The organism is Rhodanobacter sp. B04 (genome assembly GCF_002001125.1).
Lineage (GTDB): Bacteria > Pseudomonadota > Gammaproteobacteria > Xanthomonadales > Rhodanobacteraceae > Rhodanobacter.
Map to the genome: position 1 here is coordinate 308,507 of NZ_MUNV01000026.1, position 24,019 is coordinate 332,525.

Consider the following 24,019-nt stretch of genomic DNA (forward strand, 5'->3'; position numbering starts at 1 on the left):
ATGATTCACGGCTGGGGGTTTTCCTCGGCAGTCCAGCGGTAGCGCACCGCATAGTCCAGCACGGCCTTGCCGTTGGCTGGCACCTCGATGCGGAACTCCAGCGTGTCCGCCGTCTGCTGGCTGGGTTTGTTGCTGGATGAGACCAGCGTCCACTGGCGCCAGCGATTGGGGTGCTCGCGTACGGTCACGGTGCGGGCGGCGTCACCGGCATTGCTCAGGTTGATGCGGAATGCCTCGTCCAGCGTACGCCCGTCCTTGTCCACCTTGAAGCTGGTGCGCGTGCGCTCGGCACGCAGGTCGAACGCGGTGCCCAGCGTGATGCTGGCGTCGCTGCCTTTCGGAGTGTCGTTGATGCGGCCTTCGCCGATGAATTGCGCGGTGCCGTTCCTGTCGGCGGTAAGCACGCGCAGGTAGCCTGCAGGCAGGCTGTCGAACGCCTGCAGTTTCAGCGTGCCGACAATGGCGTTGCCGCCGCCGAGGTTGAAATCACGCCCAAGCATCGGCTGCGGTGGCACCCATCCACCGCCGTTCTCGTACAGCGCGGTGCGCTCGCAATCCAGCGTGCGGGTGGCGTATAGCGGCACCTGGCTGACGCTGCCGTCGGGCAGGTCGACGGCAGCCGGCAGCGTGTAGCTGCGGTAGTCGGCGAGGCTGGCCTGCTGCGGCAGCTCGGCGCTCTCGGCTTTGGCATTGAAGCCGCGCGCCATCGCCATCATCGGCTGCGGTGCCGAGGCCTTGGCCATGTTCGGTTCGCCGGCGATCAGGGTGAGTTGCAGGTCATGCCAGTCGCGCCCGCTGCGGTTGGCGATGCTCGCGCGCGATTCGAACTGCATGCGACAGCCGCCGCCGGGTTGCAGCGTCGCCACATAGGCCGCGCGCCAACCCAGGCCGGAGGTGGGATAGCTGAGCACGGCATTGACCTGGCCCGCACGCGCAGCGTCCACGCGCAGATTCAGGCTGGAGCCGGTTGGGAAATCGCCTGCGGAGGTGCGTACGGCCGCATAGTGGTTGACCAGCGTGTTGTCGCCATGGTCATTGCGCACCAGCAGGCCGTCACTGACACGCAGCAAGTGGCCGCTGGCCAGCGGCTGGCCGTCGTTGCCGAGCACATCCACGTTGCGACCGATCAGTCCGGTCAAGGCCGCGTTTGCGCCCTGCGCCAGCAGCAGGCGCTGCGAAATCACCCTGGCGCCGCCACCGGGGAAGCTGAGGGCGAGTGCCTCGGAGTCGAGAGAGTCGGGCAGGTCGCCGATCACCACGTCGTGGATACCGGCGGTCAGGTTGAGTGCGCGCTGCTCGCGCACCACCGCGTAACCGTCATCGATGCTGCCGTCGCCCTTGCTGGCATACAGCGCCGCGCTGTCGCTGCGATACAGGGTGAGCGCGGTGATGTCTGCCGCGCGTGCTTGCGTCATGCCCGCCAGGGCCACGATGCAGGCGATGGCGAGCGCGCGCGGGTGGTGTGATGCCGTCATCGGTCGAACTCCGTCGAGGGGGCTGCGGCCATCATAGCCATGCCACAGGTCTGCCGGGTGTCGATGCCGTCATGCGCTTGCGTCGAGGCCACCGTCGCGCGTTCACCGCTCGCCGGTGGCCGAGGTGCGGATGCAAGCCGGCAGCGGCACCGGTTTGCCGGTGGCCGGATTCATCCACACCATGACCACGTGGCCGTCACAGTACAGCCGGTTGGCATCGGTGGCATCGACTATGCGATGGGCGATCGTGAGCGAGCTGTTGCCGAGGCGCGCGCAGAACAGTTGCACCTCGAGTTGCGCCGGCCATTCGATCGGGCGGCGGTAATTGACTTCGCTGGCGGCCATTACCGGCATTGCCTGCTCGTCGAACCATGGCCCCGGCACATGGCTCAGCCATTGCAGGCGCGACTCTTCCAGATAGGTGAGGTAGTTGGAGTTGTTGACGTGGTTGAACGCGTCAAGGTCGCGCCAGCGCACGCCGATCGAGGCGACGTACAACAGCGCGCCGAGACCTGCCTGCGATTGAGCGGCGGCGGAAGCGGCCATATCCGCGGCAGGCGCTGCCGGCACCTCGACAACCTTGGGTGAGGACTTGCGTGGACTCATGAACGCTTTTTCCGTGGGACGGGCTTGTGCTTGTCGGCGGAGGCGATGTGCTTGGTCGCCGCCTTGACCCGTTTTTCGGCCTCCGGTGCGCGGGCGGTCTTGCCCGCCCTGGTGGCTTTCAGGTGTGGAGCGAGGAAGTGACCGGTGTGCGAGCCCGCCGTGGCGGCCACGGTTTCCGGTGTGCCCGCGACCAGGACGCGCCCGCCGCCGGCACCGCCTTCGGGGCCGAGGTCGACGATCCAGTCGGCGGTCTTGATCACGTCGAGGTTGTGCTCGATCACCACCACCGTGTTGCCCTGGTCGACCAGCTGGTGCAGCACGTCGAGCAACTGCTCGATGTCGTGGAAGTGCAGGCCGGTGGTCGGCTCGTCGAGGATATACAGGGTACGGCCGGTGTCGCGCTTGGACAGCTCCTTGGACAGCTTCACGCGCTGCGCTTCGCCACCGGAGAGCGTGGTCGCGCTCTGGCCGAGCTTGATGTAGTCCAGGCCCACGGCGCGCAGCGTATCGAGCTTGCGCGCGATGGTCGGCACGTTCTCGAACAGCTTCAGCGCATCCTCCACCGTCATGTCGAGCACGTCGGCAATCGTGTGGCCCTTGTAATGGACTTCCAGCGTCTCGCGGTTGTAGCGCTTGCCGTGGCAGAGGTCGCAGGGTACGTAGACGTCGGGCAGGAAATGCATCTCCACCTTGATCATGCCGTCGCCTTCGCAGGCCTCGCAGCGGCCGCCGCGCACGTTGAAGCTGAAGCGGCCCGGCGTGTAGCCGCGCGAACGCGCTTCCGGCACCTGCGCATACATTTCGCGCAGCGGCGTGAACAGGCCGGTGTAGGTGGCCGGATTGGAGCGCGGCGTGCGGCCGATCGGCGACTGGTCGATGTCGACCACCTTGTCGAACAGGTCCATGCCCTTGACCGATTTGTACGCGGCGGGCTGCGCGCTGGCGCCGTTCAACTCGGTGGCGGCGAGGCGGAACAAGGTGTCGTTGACCAGGGTCGACTTGCCCGAGCCGGACACGCCGGTGACGCAGGTGAACAACCCGGCCGGAATCGCCAGGTCGACGTTCTTCAGGTTGTTGCCGCTGGCACCTTTCAGGTGCAGCCACGCATCGGCGCCGACCGGCTGGCGTCGCTCGGTCGGCACCTCGATCGCGCGCTTGCCGGACAGGAACTGCCCGGTGATCGAGCGCGGCGCGGCAAGGATGTCCTTCATCGTGCCCTGCGCGACGATTTCGCCGCCGTGCACGCCGGCACCGGGGCCGATGTCGAGCACGTGGTCGGCCATGCGGATCGCGTCCTCGTCATGCTCGACCACGATCACCGTGTTGCCGAGGTCGCGCAGCCGGGTCAGCGTGCCGAGCAGGCGTTCGTTGTCGCGCTGGTGCAGGCCGATCGAGGGTTCGTCCAACACGTACATCACGCCGACCAGGCCGGCGCCGATCTGCGAGGCGAGGCGGATGCGCTGCGCTTCGCCGCCGGACAGCGAATCCGCCTGCCGGTCCAGGGTCAGGTAGTTCAGGCCCACATCGTTGAGGAAGCTCAGCCGCTCGCGGATTTCCTTGACGATCTTCACCGCGATCTCGCCGCGCCAGCCGGTGAGCTTGAGCGTATCGAAGAACGCCAGCGCATCGTCGATCGAGCGATGCGTCAGTGACGGCAGGGCGTGGTCGGCGACGAAGACGTTGCGCGCCGAGCGGTTGAGGCGCTGGCCTTCGCAGGTCGGGCAGGGCTGGTCGCTGATGTATTTCGCCAGCTCCTCGCGCACCGCCGGCGACTCGGTTTCCTTGTAGCGCCGTTCCAGGTTCGGCAGGATGCCTTCGAACGCATGCTCACGGGTGACCTTGCCGCCGCGCTCGGTGATGTAGCGGAACGCGATCTTGTCCTTGCCGCTGCCATGCAGCACGGCCTTCTGCACGTCGGCTGGGAGTTTCTGCCACGGCGTGTCGACGTCGAAGCCGTAGTGCGCCGCCAGCGACAGGATCAGCTGGAAGTAATGCGCATTGCGGCGGTCCCAGCCACGCACGGCACCGCCGGACAGCGGCAGTTCCGGATGGCCGACCACGCGCGAGGCATCGAATACCTGGGTCACGCCAAGGCCATCGCACGAAGGACAGGCGCCTACCGGCGAGTTGAACGAGAACAGGCGCGGTTCCAATTCGGGCAGCGAGTAATCGCATACGGGGCAGGAATAGCGCGAAGACAACAGCTGCTCCGGCGCCTTCGCATCATCCATGTCCACCACGATCACCAGCCCGTCGCCCAGGCGCAATGCAGTCTCGAACGATTCGGCCAGGCGCTGCTTGATGTCGTCGCGTGGGCGGAAGCGATCGATCACCACCTCGATGGTGTGCTTCTGGCGCAGCGTCAGCGGCGGCACGGCATCGAGATCGAACACGGTGCCATCGACGCGCGCACGCACGAAACCCTGCGCACGCAGCTGGTCGAACACCTGCACGTGCTCGCCCTTGCGCTCGCGGATCACCGGCGCCAGCAGCATGAAACGCTTTTCCGGGTCCAGCGCCAACGTGGCGTCGACCATCTGGGTCACCGTCTGCGCCTCCAGCGGGATGCCGTGGTCGGGGCAGCGCGGCGTGCCCACGCGGGCATACAGCAGGCGCAGGTAGTCGTACACCTCGGTGATCGTGCCCACCGTGGAGCGCGGGTTGTGCGAGGTGGATTTCTGCTCGATCGAGATCGCCGGCGACAGGCCTTCGATATGGTCGACATCGGGCTTTTCCATCATCGACAGGAACTGCCGCGCGTATGCCGACAGCGACTCGACATAGCGGCGCTGGCCTTCGGCATAGATCGTGTCGAAGGCCAGCGAGGACTTGCCCGAGCCGGACAGGCCGGTGATCACGATCAGCCGGTCGCGCGGCAGGTCGAGGTCGATGTTCTTGAGATTGTGCGTGCGTGCGCCGCGGATGCGTATGGTGTCCATGACGCCGGGATATGGGGGGGAGCCTTTACTATACCAAGGAGTTTGGATAGTTCATGGTGCGAACCCGAATCGGCGTGTGCCAGCGCAAGTTTCCATTGCCGCAGCAGCTATGGCTAAATGGCGGTTTGGGCCTTTGGGGCGAGGGAGATTGTCATGCGCAAATGGATCGAGGTTGCGGCGGGGGTGATGCTGGCATGCGGTTCGATGGGCTCGGCCATGGCTGCACCGCCGAGCGAGCAGCAGGTGCGCCAGTTGTTCGATGCGATGCATCTGAGCCAGATGTTCGGCCAAATGAATGCGCAGATGGCTGGCGCGATGGGTCGAGTCGTGCCTTGCGTGCCGGCGTCGTACTGGCAGAATTTCATCGATGCAGGCGGTGCCCAGCAACTGTTGAGCCGCATGGTGCCTATCTACCAGAGCCATTTCAGCGCCGAAGACGTTGTCGGGTTGCTGAAGTTTTACCAGTCGCCGCTGGGTCAAAAGATGGTCATACAGATGCCGCTGGTGGTGGCCGAAGGCATGCGGGTTAACCAGCAATGGGGGCGCGAGCGCGGTCTGGCCATGGTCCAGCGGTTGCAGCAGCAAGGTACGCTGGATGCCAATGGGCGTTGCCCCGCCACTCCGGCAGCCACTTCACCGGCGCCGGTGGCGAAGCCGGCGCACTAGCGCTGGCGCTTTCGTGCGGAAAGGCGTACTGGTCAGTATTTGACCAGTACGCAGGATGGTCGCTATAATCCGCGGTTCGCCGACCCCGTTCAAGGTTTGGCGATACCCAAGAGAATAACGACAGAAGGGCATTCCCATGAGTTATGCAGTCATCAAGACCGGTGGCAAGCAGTACCGTGTGCAGCAGGGCGACGTGCTGCGCGTGGAGCTGTTGACCGCCGAAGAAGGCGCCACCGTGAGCTTCGACCAGGTGTTGCTGGTTGGCTCCGGCGAATCGGTCACCGTCGGTGCCCCGGTCGTGGCAGGCGCCACCGTCAGCGCCACCGTGCGCAAGCACGGCCGTGCCGACAAGATCCGCATCATCAAATTCCGCCGCCGCAAGCATTACAAGCGTCAGCAGGGTCACCGTCAGCATTTCACCGAAATCGAGATCACGGGCATCAACGCCTGAGCAACTGGAGCATTGAGTCATGGCACATAAAAAAGGCGTAGGTTCCAGCCGCAACGGTCGCGATTCGAACCCGAAATACCTCGGCGTGAAGGTCTACGGTGGCCAGGCCATCGAGGCCGGCAACATCATCGTGCGTCAGCGCGGCACCCAGTTCCATCCGGGTACCGGCGTGGGCCTGGGTCGTGACCACACGTTGTTTGCGCTGGTCGACGGCAAGGTCGAGTTCAAGATTGCTGGCGAAAAGAACCGCCGTTTCGTCAGCGTCGTGCAGGCGTAAGCCTTCCGCGATGCGGCAGCGAAGGCCCCGCTTCGGCGGGGCTTTTCGTTTGCGTTCCCAAAAGCGGGCACGAAGGGGGAGCGGGCAACGGCCAAAGCCGGTGCCGTGTTTTGCCTCTATGATTTCCCCGTTCCCCGTTCCCCGTTCCCTAACTTCCGGCAGTCCCCCATGAAATTCGTCGACGAAGCGATCATCAAAGTCCAGGCCGGTGACGGCGGCAATGGCTGCATCAGCTTCCGTCGCGAGAAATTCATCCCGTTCGGCGGCCCCGACGGCGGTGACGGCGGGTACGGCGGTTCGGTCTGGCTGGTGGCCGACGAGGGCCTCAACACCCTGGTCGATTTCCGCCACCAGCGCAGCTTCAAGGCCCAGCGCGGCGAGAACGGCATGGGCAGCCAGATGTACGGCAAGGGTGGTGAGGACACCACCATCCGCGTCCCGGTAGGTACCATGATCACCAATGTCGATACCGACGAGGTGATCGGCGACCTCACCAGCCATGGCCAGCGCATGCTGGTGGCGCAGGGCGGCAAGGGCGGACTGGGCAATATCCATTTCAAGAGTTCGGTGAACCGGGCTCCGCGCAAGGCCACGCCGGGTACGCCAGGCGAGGTACGCGAGCTGAAGATGGAGCTGCGCCTGCTGGCGGACGTCGGCCTGCTGGGTTTCCCGAATGCCGGCAAATCGACCTTCATCCGTGCCGTGTCCGCCGCGACGCCGCGGGTGGCGGATTATCCGTTCACCACGTTGCATCCGAACCTCGGTGTGGTCAGCCTGGGCACCGACCAGAGCTTCGTGATCGCCGACATCCCCGGCCTGATCGAGGGTGCTTCGGAGGGCGCCGGTCTGGGCATCCAGTTCCTGCGCCATGTGGCGCGCACCAGCTTGCTGTTGCATCTGGTCGATATCGCGCCGATCGACGGCAGCGACGTGGCCGGTCAGGTGCGCGCGATCGAGCTGGAGCTGGAGAAATTCAACCCGGAGCTGCTGGAGCGTCCGCGCTGGCTGGTGTTGAACAAGGCCGACATGCTGGCCGAGGATGAGCGCACGGCGACTGCCGAGAAGGTCATCGCCGACCTCGGCTGGACGCAACCGTGGTTCCTGGTTTCGGCGATCGCCCGCGAGAACACCATGGCAGTCTGCCAGCAGGTGCAGCGCTTCTTCGAATCGCAGCGCGAAGCCAGTGTGGCGCGCGTCGACATGTTGCAGGGCGACGTGCGCCTGCGCGGCGAGCAGCCGCAAGGCTGAAGCGCGCAACGAGGAATTTCAAAATTCCATGAAACGGCGCCGCGCAGCAGGTCACCTTGTCGCGTGGCGCTCGGTTACATGCGGAATACACCGTAGCGTTGCGGCTCGATCGGTGCGTTGAGCGAGGCGGAGATCGCCAGGCCGAGTACGCGGCGAGTGTCGGCCGGGTCGATGATGCCGTCGTCCCACAGCCTCGCGCTGGCGTAGTAGGGGTGGCCTTGGCGCTCGTACTGTTCGCGGATTGGCGCCTTGAAGGCCTCTTCTTCCTCTGCGCTCCATGACTTGCCGGCGGCCTCGATGCCGTCGCGACGCACCGTGGCGAGCACCGAGGCGGCCTGCTCGCCGCCCATCACGCTGATCCGCGCGTTCGGCCACATCCACAGGAAGCGCGCGCCATAGGCGCGGCCGCACATCGCATAGTTGCCGGCGCCGAAGCTGCCGCCGATCACCACGGTGAACTTCGGCACGTGCGAGCAGGCCACGGCGGTGACCATCTTGGCGCCGTCCTTGGCGATGCCGGCCTGCTCGTATTTCTTGCCGACCATGAAGCCGGTGATGTTCTGCAGGAACACCAGCGGCACGTTGCGCTGGTTGCACAGCTCGATGAAATGCGCGCCCTTGAGCGCGCTCTCGGCGAACAGGATGCCGTTGTTGGCGATGATGCCCACCGGATAGCCATGGATGTGCGCGAAGCCGGTCACCAGGGTCTTGCCGTAGCGTGCCTTGAATTCGTGGAACTCGGAGCCGTCGACGATGCGCGCGATCACCTCGCGGATATCGAACGGGCGGCGGGTGTCCTGCGGGATCACGCCGTACAGCTCCTCGGCCGGGTATTTCGGCTCAAGCGGCGTGCGCAGCGCCAGCGGCATGTCCTTCTTGCGGTTTAGGCTGGCCACGATGTCGCGCGCGATGCTGAGCGCGTGGGCGTCGTTCTCGGCGTAATGGTCGGCCACGCCGGAGATCGAGGTATGCACATCGGCGCCGCCCAGCGTCTCGGCATCAACCACTTCACCGGTGGCGGCCTTCACCAGCGGGGGCCCGCCGAGGAAGATGGTGCCCTGTTCGCGCACGATGATTGTCTCGTCGCTCATCGCCGGCACATAGGCGCCGCCGGCGGTGCACGAGCCCATCACCACCGCGATCTGCGCAATGCCGAGTCCCGACATGCGCGCCTGGTTGTAGAAGATGCGGCCGAAGTGCTCCTTGTCCGGGAACACCTCGTCCTGCAGCGGCAGGAAGGCGCCGCCGGAATCGACCAGGTAGACGCAGGGCAGGCGGTTTTCCAGCGCCACTTCCTGCGCACGCAGATGCTTCTTCACCGTCATCGGGAAATACGTGCCGCCCTTTACGGTGGCGTCGTTCGCGACCACCACCACCTCGATGCCGTTGACCCGGCCGATGCCGGTGATCAGGCCGGCTGCCGGTGCGGCATCGTCGTACATGCCATGGGCGGCCAGCGCGGACAGCTCCAGGAACGGCGAGCCCGGGTCGAGCAGGGCGCGGATGCGCTCGCGCGGCAGCAGCTTGCCGCGCGCGGTGTGTTTTTCACGCGCCTTGGCGCCGCCACCTTCCGCGCTGCGGATCAATTCACGCTGCAGGTCGTCGACCATGCCGCGTAGCTGTGCGCTGCTGGCCTGGAAATCGGGCGAGCGCGGATCGATCTGCGAAGCGATGACACTCATGGGCAGCTCTGTCGGCGTGAACGAACCACCGATGATAGCGGCGGACATCGAAGATTCGAAATATCGGAACGGCTTTATTTGGGGCGAAAAAAAACCGGCCGCATCGGCGGCCGGTTTGGTTTCACAAGGAAGCCTGACGGGCTCAGTGCCCTGCCGTGGCGTCCTTCGCCTTGTCAGCTGCATCCTTTGCAGCGCCAGCGGCGTCCTTCGCAGCGTCAGCAGCCTTGCTGGCGGCATCAGCAGCGTTGTTGGCAGCACTCTTCATGCTGTCAGCAGCGCTCGGAGCGGCAGTGCCGGCAGCAGCCGGAGCCGCTGCGGTCGAAGCCGGGGCAGCGGCCGTGGAGGCCGGAGCAGCAGCAGGGGCGGCAGCGGTTGCAGCCGCAGCAGCCTGCTGTGCCGTATCAGCAGCCTGCTGAGCGGTGTCAGCCGACTTCTGGGCGTCCTGCGCGGAATCCTGCGCGCCGTTGCTGCAAGCCGCCAGCAACGCGACGAGCGCGGAGGCGAGAAGGGTACGCGTAAACTTCATGGTGGATCTCCTATGCCGTGGAATGCCATTTGGCCGTGTATTAATAACGCTTTCGCGGAAAATGCGCCACTTCTTTGTAGTGGCGCAGCGGTACTTGCGACAAGCCGGTTTAACCGGCTGTCATGATAAACGCAGGCTGAGATTGTGCGTCATGCACACATCAGTCGATGCATTCCACGGCAATCGCGGTGGCTTCGCCGCCGCCGATGCACAGGCTGGCCACGCCGCGTTTGAGGCCGCGCGTCTTCAGGGCATTGAGCAGGGTCACCACCAGGCGGGCACCGCTGGCACCAATCGGGTGCCCCAGCGCACAGGCTCCGCCGTTGACGTTGAGCTTGTCATGGCTGATGCCGAGTTCCTTCATCGGCGTCATCGCGACCACGGCGAATGCCTCGTTGATCTCGAACAGGTCGACGTCGGCCACTTTCCAGCCGGCCTTGTCCAGCACCTTCTGGATCGCGCCGACCGGCGCGGTGGTGAACCACTCGGGCTCCTGCGAATGGGTGGCATGCGCGACGATGCGTGCCAGCGGCTTCAGGCTGCGCTTGTTCGCGTCATCGGCCGAAAGCAGCACCAGCGCAGCCGCGCCATCGGAGATGCTGGACGAGCTGGCTGCGGTGATGGTGCCGTTCTCCTTGCGGAAGGCGGCCTTCAGCGTCGGGATCTTGGCGATGTCGGAGCGGCCGGGTTGTTCGTCGGTATCCACCTGCACGTCACCCTTGCGGCCGCTCACGGTCACCGGGACGATTTCACCGGCGAACGCGCCGTTCTGCTGGGCAGCCTGCGCGCGCTTGACTGATTCGATCGCGTACGCATCCTGCTCCTCGCGGGTGAAGTGGTACTTGTCGGCGCACAGCTCGCCGAACACACCCATCGATTTGCCGTCGTAGGGATTGGTGAGGCCGTCCCAGGCCATGTGGTCGACCAGCTGGCCGTCGCCGTAGCGGATGCCGGTACGCGCGTTGACCATGTGCGGCGCGTTGGTCATCGACTCCATGCCGCCGGCGACCACCACGCTCGCCGAGCCGGCCTTGATCAGGTCGTGGGCCAGCATGATCGCCTTCATGCCCGAACCGCACACCTTGTTGATCGTGGTGCAGCCGGCCCCGGCCGGCAGGTCGGCCGCCAGCGCCGCCTGGCGTGCCGGTGCCTGGCCGAGATTGGCCGGCAGCACGCAGCCCATGATCACTTCGCTGACATCGGCCGGCGCGACACCGGACTGCTCGAGTGCCGCACGGATCGCGGTGGCGCCCAGCTTCGGTGTGGGTACGCCGGTGAACTGGCCGAGGAAGGAGCCGATGGCCGTGCGTTTGGCACCGACGATGACGACGCTGAGATCCGACATGGGTAACTCCACAATTTGAAGACAGAAGGGGCGCGAGCGCCTGAGATAACTGCCGAATTATCGCAGCCTGCCACAAAGCACGGCAAACCGAGCTGGTTCGGCGCCGGACATGCCTCACGGCGAGTTTCATTGGATTTTCGTTGTGTCAAGATTTGCGCCGGGAGGCATCGCGGTGTGCCTGGCAGGCAGGCGATGCAGGGAGAGCAGCATCGAGGGAGGGGAGTGCATGATGATCACGTTCGGTTCGGGATTGCGGCCATGTGAAAAGGTCTTGCTGGTGGCGATGGCGATCGCTCTGAGCGCCTGCGGTGGAGGCGGCAGCAACGTCAAGTCACCGCCGGTCACGCCGGCAGGTCCGCCCGCACCACCGCCTGCATCGACCGTGCCGCCGCCGATCGACGCCCAGCTGGCGCTCACCAATACCTACGCGGCCCATGCCCAGGGTTATACCGGCGCCGGTGTGACCATCGGCATTGTCGACAGCGGCATCATGCGTTCCAATCCGACCGTGGCCGGGCGCGTGCTGCAGGAACTGATCTACGTCGACCCGAGTGCCAACAACACGGCGGTCGACGACGTGGTCGGTCACGGTACCTGGGTGGCGGGGATCGCCGCCGGCCAGCCGTTCGCGAAGTTTCCCGGCGGCATCGCGCCCGGTGCCAGCCTGGTGTCGGCGCGCATCATCAGCGACACCCCGCCGAAGGACGACGGCTCGGGCCAGGGCAACCCGGTCACCGCCGCCGATGCGGCGTTCTTCGCGCAGACCCTCAACCCGGCCCTGATCAATGCCGGCGTGCAGGTGATGAACAACTCCTGGGGCGGCATCTACTGGAATACCGCCAATGCCTCGATCAACCAGGCGTTTGGCGCGGCCTACGATCCGTTCGTGCTGCAGCATGGCGGACTGGTCGTGTTCGCCGCCGGCAATGACTCTGCGGCCAATCCCAGTGACATCGCCGCGCTGCCCAGCGTGGCGCCGGAACTGGAGAAGGGCTGGCTGGTCGCCGTCGCGATCAACAGCAACAACCCGACCCAGCTGGAAGGCTATTCGAACCAGTGCGGCATCGCGATGAACTACTGCCTCGCCGCGCCGGGCGATGTGATCGTGCTGGACAAAAGCACCACCGCCAGCACCACCAACCCGAGCTACTACATCGTGGAAGGCACCTCGTTTGCCGCGCCGCAGGTATCGGGCGCGGCCGCACTCGTGTGGCAGGCCTATCCGTATTTCAACAACGACCTGGTGCGGCAGACGCTGCTGGGCACAGCCGACCCGCTCGGCGGCTCGCAGCCCAATTCCACCTTCGGCTACGGCGAACTGGATGTCGGCAAGGCGGTCAACGGCCCCATGCAATTCAACTGGGGCGATGTCACGGTCAGCTTCAGTGGCAGTTCCAGCTGGAACAATCCGATCTCCGGCGCCGGTGGCCTGGTCAAGCAGGGCAGCGGCACGCTCAACCTGACCCAGCCGTCGAGCTACACGGGCATGACCCAGGTGCAGGGCGGCACGCTTACGGCGAAGTCACTGGCGTCCAGCGCAAGCATCAGCGCCGGCGCCACGTTGAGCAATACGCCAAGCATCGGCGGCAGCGTGACCAACGCCGGTGTGCTCGGTGTCGGCGGCAGCAATGTCACCGTCGGTGGCAACTACCTCCAGCAAGGCAACGGCCGGCTGGCGGTGTCGCTGGGTTCGGCCTTGAATGTCGCCGGGACGGCCACGCTGGCCGGCGGCGATCTTTACGTGACCGGCGCGAACCCGGGCTATGTCGTCAGCTCGCATACCGATGTGCTGACGGCCGACGGTGGCCTCAGCGGCACGTTCTCGGCGTTGAATACGGCGCCCAATGTGCTGCTGACCTCCATACTCCACTACGACGCCAATAATGCCTGGCTCGATGTGCAGCAGGTGAATGTCACGGCGATACAGGGCGCCAGCTACACGGCTGCGTCGTATGCTGCCGCGCAACGCGTGCAGAATGCATTCGGCCAGCTCAACAGCCAGCTCACCCAGGGCACGCTGACACCGAGTTCCAGTGTCGTCGCCAGCGGCTTTTTCGCCGGTGCGGCGAGCCTGCAGCAATCGGCCACGCTGGCTGCCGCACAGGATTCGCTGAGCAGTCTGTCCGGCCAGCTGCATGCCGCCAGCGCGGCGATGACCTTCGAGGCGATGGATGCCGGCACCCGCGCGTTGTCCGGTCGTTTCGACCAGTTGCTCGATGCGTCGAAGGTGGGCGGCTGGACTCAGAACCTGGGTTCCCAGGGCAACATGTCGCGCAGCGGCTACAGCGACGTCGGCTACGACCTGCGCGGCATCATGGTGGGTGCAGACAGCCGCATCGGCCTGAATGGCGTGGTGGGCTATGCCGTGAGTCAGAGCCAGGGGTTGGGCCGGCTCGCCGAAAGCGGCGACCAGGGCAACAGCCACGCGCTGGAAGGCATGCTCTATGGCGGGCTGGTCGACGGCAACTGGTACGCGATGGGGCGCTTCGGCATGGGCAGCTACCGCGAAAACATGTTGCGCGAACTCCAGCTCGGCAATGATTTTTCCAGGGTATTCAGCGACAGCAATGGCCGCTATGGCCTGGCCTATGGCGAGAGCGGCTACCGTTTCACGCTCGGTGGCATGCAGCTGACCCCGTACGTGAACCTGCAATACGCACAGATCCAGGGCGACGGCTTCAATGAGGCTGGTGCGGATGGTTTCGGGCTGATGTCCGATGCACAGAACATCGAACGCTGGCAGGCCGGCGTGGGCGTTCGCGCCATGCATCGCTGGTCGCTGCATGGTGGCGGCACGTTGACGCTGCAGACCCGGCTGTTGTGGCAGCGTGCTTTGGCCATGCACGGCGAGATACCGGATGCCAGCTTCACCGGGCTGACGCAGTGGGCGCCGGTGGGCGGCATCGGCCTGTCGCGTTACGGTGGCGTGGCCGCGACTTCGCTCAACTGGAATTTCTCGCCGAAATCCAGTCTGCAACTCGATGTCGAAAGGGACTACGACCAGTACCAGAGCGGAAACATGGCCATGGTCAGTTACAAGCTGACATTCTGATCATAGCGGGCTGTCGACGATGCGCCGGGGGCTCCCGGTTTGCACCCCGCTGCGTGAAGTTACACCAGCCGTACCTGCACGCCTGCAGCACGCAGGGATTCGACCATCTCGGCGGGGGCGCTGCTGTCGCTGATCACCATGTGCAGGTTCTGCACCGGCGTGATCACCGACAGGCTGCGCTGGCCCAGCTTGCTGGCATCGAGCACGGCGATGGTCTGGCGCGAGACGCGGATCATCAGCGCGTTCAACGCCGCTTCGAGCGGATCCGGCGTGGTCACGCCCACTTCCGGATCGAGTCCGTCGACGCCGAGGAACAGCCGGTCGGCGGAAAGCTTCGCCAGCGCCTGCTCGGCATCCGGGCCGACCAGCGAATACGAGGTCTGCCGCAGCAGGCCGCCCAGCATCATCACGCGGATCTGCGGCAGCCCCGACAGCTCCATCGCGATGTTCAGCGCATTGGTGATCACGGTCAGCGATTCGAACTTCATCTGGCGGATCTGCCGGGCGATCTCCACCGTGGTCGAGCCGGAGTCGAGGATGATCGTTTCGCCATCCTGGATCATCTTCGCCGCGGCCTGGCCGATGCGCAGCTTCTGCGCATGCCAGCGGGTTTCCTTGATGTTGAGCGGCGTGTCGTTGGTGGCCGCCGAGACCGGCAGCGCACCGCCGTGCGAGCGGGCGATCGCCGAGTTGCGCGCGAGCGCATCCAGGTCGCCGCGGATCGTCACGGTGGAGGTGTTGAAGCGCGTCGCCAGTTCCTCCACCGTGGCGCGGCCCTGTTGTTCCACCAGTTCGACGATCAGGCGGCGGCGTTCCTCAACCAGCAGTCGGCGCGAAACGATGGGGGCTTGGGTCATGGTCGATATGCAGGAGTCGGGCGGCGTTGTCATGGTATATCTTGCGGAGAATCGTGTCCGACAATCCCAGCCCATAGATCGACCAGCGGCCCTGTGGCGGCGTCGGCGCCGGCGCGTAGTCGAAGTACTCGTCCTCGGTTTCCAGAAAACGGTAATAGATCTCGTACAGCTCGTCGCCGAACAGCTGCTGCGGCACGTCGTCGCCCCACGGCGACGGCACCGCGTCGGTGCCGAACAGGATGCGGTCCTGGTAGCGGTCGAAGAAGCGCTGCGCGATGCGCGGCTGGCGGCCCAGCTCGCCGACGCGGGCGCTGATGTCGATCACGGTATTCGGATAGCGGTCCAGGCAGGCGGCGACCGCAGCCAGGTTCTCCGCGTTGTTGCCCACGTGCAGCAGCGCGAAGGTGGTCTTCGGGTGGCGCGCGATCATGCGGTCGCGCGCGGCGAGCAGCTCCGCGTTGCCGGGAAACTCCGGGCCGTAGAACGACCAGTCCGGGTGGTTGGCCAGTTCCTCGTAGCGCTCGTTGGTCTCGTCGGTGGGCAGGAAGAACGCCTCTGGATCGGACACGTGCAGGAACACCGGCATGTTGTTGGCGGCGCAGGCTTCCCACATCGGATCGAAGCGGCGGTCGTCCACCGCCACCAGCGGACCTTCGTCGATCCGCTCGCGCAGGTACAGGCCCAGCGTCTTCAGCAGCTTCAGACCACGGGCGCCGACCCGCCTGGCGTGCTCGATCGCGTCGCCCTGCAGCTGCGCGTAGTTCGGTTCGGGAAAGTATTCGTAAGACGGTTCGGTCAGCGTGAGGAAGCGCCCCGGCGCGACCAGGTCGAAGCTGCGGATGCTTTTTTCCAGGCCGGCACCGACACCGCCGGTGAGGTTCACCAGGGTGCGCACGCCCTTGCGGTCCATCACCGGCAGCAGGTCCTCGGGCTGGGCAAACAGGGTGACCTCTTCGCCCACCGAGATGCCGTTGCGCACGTTGCTCGACCAGGTCAGGTGCGCATGCACGTCGATCACCGGGAAACGCGGACGCTCGATGTGCGTCTTCGGCACGTGCAGCATGCTGCGCGGCCGGAAGTCCTTCAGCCGCAGTCCGCTCTTGCCGGCGTCCGGCTGGGTCTGCAGCGGATTCTTGCTGCTCTCGACGCGAACCGTGCCGGCGCCGCTGGGGGGCGCACAGCATAGGCAGGATTTTTGGTGGGTCATGTGCGGCACCTGCTTCCGGGCCTCTGGCGCTCTGCCATGGGTTTCAGGGCCGTCATCCCGGCGCAAGCCGGAATGACGAGCAAAAGCGTGGCTCTTCGAAATGCGGCTTCAGCGCGGATATTTCGCCATGATGTCATGCACCTGCCGTGTCAGCGCCACCGCCTGGTCGAACGGACGCAGCCACATGTTGCGGCCGAACATCACGCCGTTGGCGCCGGACTGCATGTAGAACTCGACCTTGCGCAGCACCGCCGCGTCGTCGTCGTTCTTCTCGCCGCCGGAGAACAGCACCATCGTGCGGCCGGCCGAGCGCACCACGCGGGCGCAGCGGGCGCCGGCATCTTCCTGCAGCTTGTCGTACGGCGCCGGCACGTTGGCCACGCTGTCGTTCGGCTCGTGCAGCTTGACGATGTCGGCACCCAGCTCCAGCGCGACGCGGGCCGCGTAATCCTGCGCGTACAGGGTATTGGTGCCACCCTTGGCGTTGACCGCACTGCCGCGCGGGTATGCCCACATCACCAGCGGCATGCCGTAGCGCTCGCAATCCTGGCGCACCTTCTCGAACTGGCGGAACTCGTCGTGCTGGCGCGGCGAACCCACGTACATGGTGTAGCCGACCGCGTCGGCACCGAGGCGCACCGCATCCTCGACCGAGGCGAACAGCGGCGAGGTGGCCTCGGCGTCGCTGGCGATATTGGTCTTGCCATTGAGCTTGAGGATCAGCGGCACGCGGCCGCAGTACTCGGTCATGTACTTCTCGGCCAGGCCAATGCCCAGCGCGATGGCAGAAAAACCCCCGGCCGCGGCGAGCTCGAACTGGTAGCCCGGGTCGACGGCCGGTGGGTGGGGAAAGAAATCGGTGGGACCATGCTCCAGTCCCTGATCGAGCGGCAGCACCAGCAAGCTACCGTTGCGCGGTCCGTGGCCGTACAACAACCGCCACAGGCGGGTGCGCTTGCCATGGGACAGGGCGAGCCGGGAGAGTTGGCTGCCAGTGTTCGAAACCACTTGTAAGTTTTGTTTCATTTCGAATACTCTCGGTTCAGAAGCTACATACTTTCACATTCGGTTTAATTTGGCAAAATGTCAAACATAGGCAAGCAAACGAAAGATTCGACCGAGCTGCAAAAGCTGTTGGCGCTGCCGCTGGCGGAACAGCGGCAGCGCGGCTACGCCGACACCCTGCGCGAGATTCTGCAGCAACCGGCGACGTGGATGGCTACGGCCGACTTGCTGCGCAGCCCACAACGGCTGGAGCAGCTGCAGGTCGGGTTGACTCCGCCACCGAGCCATATCGTGCTGACCGGTTCGGGCAGCTCGATGTACATCGGCGAATGCCTTGCACCCACTTTGCAGCTCGGCCTGGGTATCCCGGCGCAGGCCATCGCGGCCGGCACCTTGCTCACGCACTGGCGCAGTGTGCTCCCGCGCGGCGCCGGCTTGCTGATTTCGCTGGCGCGCTCGGGCGACAGCCCGGAAAGCTGCGGCGTGGTGGACCGGCTGCTGGCGGATGCGCCCGACTATCGCCATCTGGTCATCACCTGCAACGCCAACGGCAAGCTCGCCACCAGTTATCGCCACGATCCGCGGGTCACCGTGCTGGTGCTCGACGAACGCACCAATGACCGCAGCCTGGTGATGACCAGCAGCTTCACCAATCTGCTGCTGGCCGGCGCGGGTCTGGTCCGGCACGAAGGCCGTGATGCCATCGCCGCGGCGAACCGGCTGGCACGCAGCGTCCAGCGCGTCTTCGACGAGCAGGCCGATGCGCTAGCGGCGGTTGCCCGTGCCGAATTCAGCAACGTCGTCTATCTCGGCAGTGGCGGCGCGCTCGGCGCGGCCCACGAGTGCGCGTTGAAGATGCTGGAAATGAGCGGCGGCGCGGTGGTCACGATGGCGGAGACCTATCTCGGCCTGCGCCATGGGCCGATGTCCAGCCTCGACGGGCAGACCCTGGTGGTCGGCTTCCTGTCGCCGGATCCGGCGGTGCGTGCATACGAACTCGATCTGCTGCGCGAACTGTCGCGCAAGCAGCTGGGCCTGACCCGGGTGCTGGTGGGCGAACACATTCCGGCCGATGTACTCGGTCCGCACGACGTGGCGGTGGAGCTGGCGGGGCTTGGCGCGACGGACGATGCACTGCCGCTGCTGGCGGATGTGGCCGTCGGACAGCTGCTTGCGTTCTTCCGCTGCCTGGAGCTGGGCGGCAAGCCCGACACGCCGTCGCAGGGCGTGCTCACGCGCGTGGTCGAGCACTTTCCGATGCATTCGGGGGAAGCATGAAGCGCATCCTGGTCGTCGGCGAAATCAACGTCGACCTGGTCTTCAAGCATTGCCATGCGCTGCCCGCGCCGGGCCGCGAGGTGCTGGCCGACGACTTCTGCATGACGCCGGGCAGCTCCTCGATGATCTGTGCGATGGGGCTGGCCCGGCTGGGCAATCCCGTGGCCTTCCGCGGCAAGCTCGGTGCCGACAGCTGGGGCGCCTATTGTCTCGATGCGCTGGGTGCCGCCGGCATCGACATCGCTGCCGTGCAGCCTGACGCGGCCTTGCGCACCGGCGTCACCGTCTCGCTGTCGACGCCGCAGGACCGCGCCCTGGTGACCTTTCCCGGCGCGATCGCCGCGCTGCGTGCGGACGAAGTGGGCGACGCGCTGCTGGCCGGCGCCGATCACCTGCACGTTTCCTCGTACTACCTGCAACGCGCGCTGCGGCCCGATTGCCGCCGGCTGTTCGCGCGCGCGCACGCCGCCGGCCTGAGCACCTCGCTCGATCCAGGCTTCGATCCGCAGCAGACGTGGGCGTCCGACCTGCTCGACACACTGGAGGAAGTCGACCTGTTCCTGCCCAACGAGGTGGAACTGACGGCCATCACGGGCCGTGAGCGGGTGCTCGATGGCTTGCATGCGCTGCGCAACGGGCGCACGCAGACCGTGGTGAAGCGCGGGCAACTCGGCTGCGCCAGCCTGGATCAGGGACAGTTGCTCGAAGTGCCGGCATTCGCCGTCGACCCGGTCGACAGCACCGGCGCCGGCGATTCGTTCGACGCCGGTTTCCTGCATGCGTGGCTGCGCGGCGAGAGGCTGCGCGACTGCATGCGCTGGGGCAGTGCCTGCGGCAGCCTTTCCACGCGACGCACCGGCGGTACGGCCGGCCAGGCCAGCGCGTCGGAAGTGGACGCCCTGCTGGCGAACGCGCCGTGATCACCGTCATCGGCTTCAACACCGCGATCGACCGGCTGATCCGGCTGGACACGCTGCGCCCCGGCGAAGTCAGCCGCGCACTCGACGAACAGGTGTATCCCGGCGGCAAGGGCCTGCACGTGGCGCAGACGATCGCCGCGCTGGGCGAGCGCGTGCAGCTGGTCGGCCTGGTCGACCCGGCGCACCGCAACATGATCGGCCGGCTGATGTGCGAACGCGGCGTGCTGTTCCACGGCATCGAGGTCGCCGACAACCTGCGCACCTGCATCGCGCTGCAGGATGCGAGCGGCCAGATCACCGAAATCCTCGGCCAGGGGCCGCTGCTGGACAGTACGCAACAGGAAGCCCTGCTGCGCGCGTTCCGTCGTGGCGTCGACGACAGCGACCTGGTCGTGCTGTCCGGCAGCCTGCCGCGCGGCTTCTCGCCGACCACCTATGCCGAACTGGCCACGCACGTGCGCGATGCCGGCAAGCGTTGCCTGGTCGATGCCGGCGGCGAGCTGCTGCGGCACGCCGTGCAGGCGCAACCTTTTCTGGTCAAACCCAATCGCGACGAGATCACCGAATGGCTCGGACGTCCGATCGGCGATCTTGCCGCAGCGGTGGACGCGGTGCGCGGACTGCATGCGCGCGGCATCGCGATGCCGGTGGTGACGATGGGCGCGCTGGGCGCGGTGGCGGCCGATGCGAGTGGCGTGAGGCACGCCGCGATCGAGTTGGCACAAGTACGCAACACGGTGGGCTCGGGCGACTGCCTGCTGGCCGGCATCACGGCAGGCATGGCGCGGGGCATGAATCTGGAAGAAACCTTGCGCCTGGGCGTCGCATGCGGCGCCGCCAACGCACAAGGTGAGGAAACCGGTTTCGTCGAACGGCGGGCGGTAGAGGCGTTGCTCTCCCAGGTACGGGTGCGCCGCCTGGCGTGACTGAAAAGCAGGGAGTCGAACCGGACCACCAACCGGTCCGGCGGGAGCGCTTGTGCTGAAATTTTGATGAAGGTGCAAACAAGTTCGTGGGCAGGAAGCGTTTCCACGGGCAACCACAACCGCCTGCAGCAGAGGGGAGAGGTGATTTCTGCGCGGGGCGACAACGAACTACGTGAGGGGCAATTCAATGCGTGCTGAAAAGAATGGTTGTTTTACCGTCGATGGCAAAAGCGCGACGTTGTCGGCTGTTGTCGTGCATGAAGAAGCGGGAGGCAAGGCAAGCACAGTGGTAAGCAAGGCAGGTGGTTTCAGGCGAACCGTGCTCGCCTTAGCCCTACTGAGCGCATTGGGTGCCAATGTCGCGATGGCGCAATCGATCACCGGCGGGCTGTACGGCAAAGAGTCCGGCGGCAAGAATGTCACGATCGAGGTAAGCAACGCGAACACCGGCTATCACCGGGAGCTGCATCCGGACAGCGATGGGCGTTACAGCCTGGCTGGCCTCAATCCTGGCAAGTACACGGTGAGCGTATCGCAAGGCGACCAGGTCATTGGCACGCACACGGTTACGGTAAATCCGAACGTACAGACAGCCGTGCCGACGGCATCCATCGCCGCTGCAGCCGGCACCACCGCGTCGACTGCGAATGCGGCCACACTTTCCGAGATTCATGTCAGCGGAGTGGCGCGCGATACCGACGTGATCCCGATTGACGTCAGCACGCCGGAGTTGTCCAGCAACTACAGCATGAACCTGGTCAACCAGCTGCCGACTGGGCGCGGCATGGAGAGCATCGCACTGCTGAAGTCCAATGTGCGCTATGACGACCAGACCACGGGTCTGGTCCAGATGGGCGGTGCCAGCCCGGCAGAGAATCGTTACTACTACAACGAATTCGACACCACCTACGATTACCTAGGCATGGGTGCAACCACCTTGCCGGCCGAAGCGCTGAGTTCGGTGCAGACATTGAGTGCCAACAGCACGACCGGTTGGACGAATGCCACCGGCGGCATCATGTCGGCCACCGTGAGGCAGGGCTCGAACAATTTTCAGGCAGGCTATTCGCTGTATTACACGCCGCCCACGTCGCGGCTGCTCGAACCGCGTCAGCACAACTCGTACGCATCCGACGGCAGTTACTATCTCTACGACTCCGCCAATACCCATGGCGCCAGCGCCACCCAGTATCTGTGGGCTTCGGGGGCACTGGTGAAAGACAAGCTGTTCTTCTTCGCAATGCTTGGCAATACCCCGCCGAACACATCGGCAAGCAATGGGCAGAATTTCCAATACGACACGTCGAGTCGCGACAAGAACGCACTACTCAACCTGACATGGAACATCACCGACAACCAATCGTTGAACGTGGTGGGAGAGAAAGACTGGAACAGCAGCTTCACCAACCAGTACACGCTTGTTACCGACTATGACCCGCATTCGGTAGGCAGTTACTACGGCTGGAATGCAGCCAACGTCAAGAACCAGTTCCTGATCGGCAACTACCATTGGCAGATCAACGACGACATGGCACTGCGCGTGATGGGTGGGTATCTCAGTCAGTCATCCTTGAGCCCCACCTCGAGTTCGGGCACCGGTCTGCCTTACGTGACCGAAGTGGATCCGGCCACCAATATCTCCAGCAACATCGGCATCTCCAATACATCTAGCCAGCTCTATCCATTCCAGTATTACAAACGTGGTTTCAAAGGTGATTTCAGCTGGAACATCGGCGACCACAAGCTCACGATCGGCGCAGAGCACTACAAGCACTACATCAACGACACCGCTGGAACCACGGAAGGTGGCGATTGGACTTATTACGACCGGCCGGGAACGTTGTTGGGGAACGGCTCGCCTGCGCCTGCAAATGGCCAGTACGTGCAGCAGTTCTACATAGCCAACGGTGGTGCGTTCAGCACGATCAACAAGGCGCTCTACGCTGACGACTACTGGCAGGTTGCCGATCGCTGGGTGGCCTACATGGGAGCGCGTTTCGACACGTTCATCAACAAGAACATCAATGGCCAGAATTTCCTGCGCATGCCGATCCTGTCGCCTCGACTGGGTCTGGCGTGGGACGTCAACGGGGACAGTTCGACCAAGCTGGGTGTCAATCTCGGCAAGTACGCCCTGGCCATTCCGTCCAGCGTCAACAACGGCGCCGCCGGTGCGGCGTATACGTGGTATCGGTACTACACCTACACCGGCATGGATCCGACGACCAAGGCACCCACCGGCCTCAGTCAGATCGGGCCGCAGGAGACCCTGGTCAACGGCCAGGCGCCCACGTATTACAACGTCGCCACCTCGAACATCAAGGCGCCATACCAGTATGAGTTCCAGGTGTACCTGCAGAAGAGCCTGGGTCCGAACTGGTCGTCCCTGGCCGAAGCAGGGTTCAGCCAGCTCAAGCGCATCATCGACGATGTCTGTTACGACCAGGGCATCACCGACTGGGCGCAGACGCACGGCTACCCGAATTACGTGGATGCCAGCGGCTGTCCGGAATTCAACCCCGGCATCGCACAGGTATTCACCCGCGACTACAACGGCGACGGCAAGCTGGAGCAATTGACCATTCCAGGCAGCGTGTTCGGACCTCCGCCGGCGCGCAGGTACGCGCACCTGACGCTGGAGCTCGCCCACCAACGCACGGCGGAAGAGCCTTACTTTGTCGACGTCAGTTATACCTGGGCGCATCTCTACGGCAACGACGACGGCCTGCTGAATCTTGGCGAGCGTACTGCCAGTGGCCCGGGTGAGCAGACTTATTGGGACTTTCCGGGGCTGATGGAATATGACCACGGCGACCTTGCCGGCGATATCCGCAATGCACTCAACATCAACGGTGTGTACTACTTCAGTTCCGGCCTGCGCGTTGGAAGCACGCTGGTCATGCACACAGGCGAACCGCTGAGCTGTATCGGCACTTATCCTGATGTCGACAATCCGGCCTCGCAGTACGGAGCAGGGAGCCACTACTGCAATGGCCTGCCAGCGCCGCAAGGCAATGCGGGAAGGCTGCCGTTCTTCTGGCAGTGGAATCTCGGCGTGGGTTACGACTGGGCCATCAACAAGGCGAACCACTTGAGCGTGGACCTGCAGGTGAAGAACGTCACCAACCGCATGGGGCGCATCGACTCCAACCAGATCTACGACCAAGGCAGCGTGCCAAGCAATGGCAGTCCGTGGCTGCTCAATCCTTCCTACGGGGCGGCGACATGGCAGGCCCCGCGCACCACGCAACTGGTAGTGCGTTACACGTTCCAGTAATGCATCGTGGCTTGCAAGTCACTTGGGCTCATTCGCGGTTGAAATGCCGCGAATGGGATTCCTAGGAACATCGCCTGTCGACAGGGATTCGAGACGCTTCGAGCTGCGCATGGCCCGAAGACTTTATGCGGGCCAGTGATGTCCTTGCTCGCCATGCCGTATCAGCGCTCATTTTGTTCCACTGTGGCATGTCGACATCGCATGCGCCGACAGTCGAGCCAATCAAATGAAGAGGTAACCATGTTTCACTTTCGTTCCAGTCCATCAGTTGTCAACGGCACA

General features: G+C 64.8%; 18 protein-coding genes. 9 read left to right on the plus strand and 9 right to left on the minus strand.

What is annotated here, in order from left to right:
• Positions 1 to 5 precede the first annotated feature (5 nt).
• From B0E46_RS16200 to uvrA, 3 genes are all read right to left on the minus strand, one after another.
• A complete protein-coding gene (locus B0E46_RS16200; RefSeq protein WP_077556759.1) occupies positions 6 to 1,475 on the minus strand; it encodes a DUF4139 domain-containing protein in 1,470 nt (489 codons plus the stop codon).
• A 102-nt stretch (positions 1,476 to 1,577) separates the two neighbouring features.
• Complete coding sequence (locus B0E46_RS16205; protein WP_077556939.1) at positions 1,578 to 2,021, minus strand: thioesterase family protein; 444 nt, start codon at positions 2,019 to 2,021, stop codon at positions 1,578 to 1,580.
• Positions 2,022 to 2,077: 56 nt separating this feature from the next.
• Positions 2,078 to 5,020, minus strand: coding sequence for an excinuclease ABC subunit UvrA (gene uvrA, locus B0E46_RS16210; RefSeq protein ID WP_077556760.1), 2,943 nt, complete (start codon positions 5,018 to 5,020; stop codon positions 2,078 to 2,080).
• A gap of 153 nt (positions 5,021 to 5,173) precedes the next feature.
• On the opposite strand from uvrA, the gene B0E46_RS16215 reads away from it, so the two are divergent.
• From B0E46_RS16215 to cgtA, 4 genes are all read left to right on the plus strand, one after another.
• The gene (locus tag B0E46_RS16215; protein WP_077556761.1) at positions 5,174 to 5,686 is read left to right on the plus strand and encodes a DUF2059 domain-containing protein; all 513 of its coding nucleotides are present in this window, start codon (positions 5,174 to 5,176) and stop codon (positions 5,684 to 5,686) included.
• Between the two features lie 136 nt (positions 5,687 to 5,822).
• Positions 5,823 to 6,137, plus strand: a complete 315-nt coding sequence (rplU, locus tag B0E46_RS16220; protein ID WP_077556762.1) for a 50S ribosomal protein L21 — start codon at positions 5,823 to 5,825, stop codon at positions 6,135 to 6,137.
• A gap of 19 nt (positions 6,138 to 6,156) precedes the next feature.
• Entirely contained in the window at positions 6,157 to 6,414 is a 258-nt protein-coding gene (gene rpmA, locus B0E46_RS16225; RefSeq protein WP_077556763.1) for a 50S ribosomal protein L27, read from the plus strand.
• A 168-nt stretch (positions 6,415 to 6,582) separates the two neighbouring features.
• A complete protein-coding gene (gene cgtA / locus B0E46_RS16230; protein WP_077556764.1) occupies positions 6,583 to 7,662 on the plus strand; it encodes an Obg family GTPase CgtA in 1,080 nt (359 codons plus the stop codon).
• A gap of 74 nt (positions 7,663 to 7,736) precedes the next feature.
• On the opposite strand, the gene B0E46_RS16235 is transcribed toward cgtA, so the two are convergent.
• The 3 genes from B0E46_RS16235 to B0E46_RS16245 all read right to left on the minus strand — a co-directional run bounded on the left by B0E46_RS16235 (position 7,737) and on the right by B0E46_RS16245 (position 11,215).
• Entirely contained in the window at positions 7,737 to 9,344 is a 1,608-nt protein-coding gene (locus B0E46_RS16235) for a carboxyl transferase domain-containing protein (protein WP_077556765.1), read from the minus strand.
• 142 nt (positions 9,345 to 9,486) lie between these two features.
• Positions 9,487 to 9,870, minus strand: a complete 384-nt coding sequence (locus B0E46_RS16240; protein WP_077556766.1) for a hypothetical protein — start codon at positions 9,868 to 9,870, stop codon at positions 9,487 to 9,489.
• 160 nt (positions 9,871 to 10,030) lie between these two features.
• Entirely contained in the window at positions 10,031 to 11,215 is a 1,185-nt protein-coding gene (locus B0E46_RS16245; RefSeq protein ID WP_077556767.1) for an acetyl-CoA C-acyltransferase, read from the minus strand.
• 229 nt (positions 11,216 to 11,444) lie between these two features.
• On the opposite strand from B0E46_RS16245, the gene B0E46_RS16250 reads away from it, so the two are divergent.
• Positions 11,445 to 14,267, plus strand: a complete 2,823-nt coding sequence (locus B0E46_RS16250; RefSeq protein ID WP_077556940.1) for an autotransporter serine protease — start codon at positions 11,445 to 11,447, stop codon at positions 14,265 to 14,267.
• Between the two features lie 59 nt (positions 14,268 to 14,326).
• On the opposite strand, the gene agaR is transcribed toward B0E46_RS16250, so the two are convergent.
• From agaR to B0E46_RS16265, 3 genes are all read right to left on the minus strand, one after another.
• Entirely contained in the window at positions 14,327 to 15,124 is a 798-nt protein-coding gene (gene agaR, locus B0E46_RS16255; protein WP_077556768.1) for a transcriptional repressor AgaR, read from the minus strand.
• Positions 15,084 to 16,331, minus strand: a complete 1,248-nt coding sequence (locus B0E46_RS16260) for an amidohydrolase family protein (RefSeq protein ID WP_077556769.1) — start codon at positions 16,329 to 16,331, stop codon at positions 15,084 to 15,086. The genes agaR and B0E46_RS16260 overlap by 41 nt, the downstream gene beginning before the upstream one ends.
• Before the next feature lie 108 nt (positions 16,332 to 16,439).
• On the minus strand, positions 16,440 to 17,357 hold the full coding sequence (locus B0E46_RS16265; protein WP_077556770.1) for a fructose-bisphosphate aldolase: 918 nt from the start codon (positions 17,355 to 17,357) through the stop codon (positions 16,440 to 16,442).
• 57 nt (positions 17,358 to 17,414) lie between these two features.
• Between B0E46_RS16265 and B0E46_RS16270 the strand changes: the two genes are divergently transcribed.
• The 4 genes from B0E46_RS16270 to B0E46_RS16285 all read left to right on the plus strand — a co-directional run bounded on the left by B0E46_RS16270 (position 17,415) and on the right by B0E46_RS16285 (position 23,737).
• On the plus strand, positions 17,415 to 18,614 hold the full coding sequence (locus tag B0E46_RS16270; RefSeq protein WP_254425185.1) for a tagatose-6-phosphate ketose isomerase: 1,200 nt from the start codon (positions 17,415 to 17,417) through the stop codon (positions 18,612 to 18,614).
• Positions 18,611 to 19,534 carry a carbohydrate kinase family protein gene (locus B0E46_RS16275; RefSeq protein ID WP_077556771.1) on the plus strand — a complete coding sequence of 308 codons (924 nt, stop codon included), beginning with the start codon at positions 18,611 to 18,613 and terminating at the stop codon, positions 19,532 to 19,534. The genes B0E46_RS16270 and B0E46_RS16275 overlap by 4 nt, the downstream gene beginning before the upstream one ends.
• On the plus strand, positions 19,531 to 20,460 hold the full coding sequence (locus B0E46_RS16280) for a 1-phosphofructokinase family hexose kinase (protein WP_077556772.1): 930 nt from the start codon (positions 19,531 to 19,533) through the stop codon (positions 20,458 to 20,460). Before B0E46_RS16275 ends, B0E46_RS16280 begins: the two co-directional genes overlap by 4 nt.
• 319 nt (positions 20,461 to 20,779) lie before the next feature.
• Positions 20,780 to 23,737 (plus strand): TonB-dependent receptor, encoded by a 2,958-nt coding sequence (locus B0E46_RS16285; RefSeq protein ID WP_254425186.1) that lies wholly within the window; start codon positions 20,780 to 20,782, stop codon positions 23,735 to 23,737.
• Positions 23,738 to 24,019 lie beyond the last annotated feature (282 nt).

Excerpts from the sequence above, each read along its gene's own strand:
- B0E46_RS16245 (WP_077556767.1), bottom strand. The coding sequence starts at position 11,215 with ATGTCGGATCTCAGCGTCGTCATCGTCGGTGCCAAACGCACGGCCATC.
- B0E46_RS16260 (WP_077556769.1), bottom strand. The coding sequence starts at position 16,331 with ATGACCCACCAAAAATCCTGCCTATGCTGTGCGCCCCCCAGCGGCGCC.
- uvrA (WP_077556760.1), bottom strand. The coding sequence starts at position 5,020 with ATGGACACCATACGCATCCGCGGCGCACGCACGCACAATCTCAAGAAC.
- cgtA (WP_077556764.1), top strand. The coding sequence starts at position 6,583 with ATGAAATTCGTCGACGAAGCGATCATCAAAGTCCAGGCCGGTGACGGC.
- B0E46_RS16275 (WP_077556771.1), top strand. The coding sequence starts at position 18,611 with ATGAAGCGCATCCTGGTCGTCGGCGAAATCAACGTCGACCTGGTCTTC.
- B0E46_RS16215 (WP_077556761.1), top strand. The coding sequence starts at position 5,174 with ATGCGCAAATGGATCGAGGTTGCGGCGGGGGTGATGCTGGCATGCGGT.
- B0E46_RS16250 (WP_077556940.1), top strand. The coding sequence starts at position 11,445 with ATGATCACGTTCGGTTCGGGATTGCGGCCATGTGAAAAGGTCTTGCTG.
- rpmA (WP_077556763.1), top strand. The coding sequence starts at position 6,157 with ATGGCACATAAAAAAGGCGTAGGTTCCAGCCGCAACGGTCGCGATTCG.
- agaR (WP_077556768.1), bottom strand. The coding sequence starts at position 15,124 with ATGACCCAAGCCCCCATCGTTTCGCGCCGACTGCTGGTTGAGGAACGC.
- B0E46_RS16205 (WP_077556939.1), bottom strand. The coding sequence starts at position 2,021 with ATGGCCGCTTCCGCCGCCGCTCAATCGCAGGCAGGTCTCGGCGCGCTG.
- B0E46_RS16265 (WP_077556770.1), bottom strand. The coding sequence starts at position 17,357 with ATGAAACAAAACTTACAAGTGGTTTCGAACACTGGCAGCCAACTCTCC.
- B0E46_RS16200 (WP_077556759.1), bottom strand. The coding sequence starts at position 1,475 with ATGACGGCATCACACCACCCGCGCGCGCTCGCCATCGCCTGCATCGTG.
- B0E46_RS16235 (WP_077556765.1), bottom strand. The coding sequence starts at position 9,344 with ATGAGTGTCATCGCTTCGCAGATCGATCCGCGCTCGCCCGATTTCCAG.
- rplU (WP_077556762.1), top strand. The coding sequence starts at position 5,823 with ATGAGTTATGCAGTCATCAAGACCGGTGGCAAGCAGTACCGTGTGCAG.
- B0E46_RS16240 (WP_077556766.1), bottom strand. The coding sequence starts at position 9,870 with ATGAAGTTTACGCGTACCCTTCTCGCCTCCGCGCTCGTCGCGTTGCTG.
- B0E46_RS16270 (WP_254425185.1), top strand. The coding sequence starts at position 17,415 with ATGTCAAACATAGGCAAGCAAACGAAAGATTCGACCGAGCTGCAAAAG.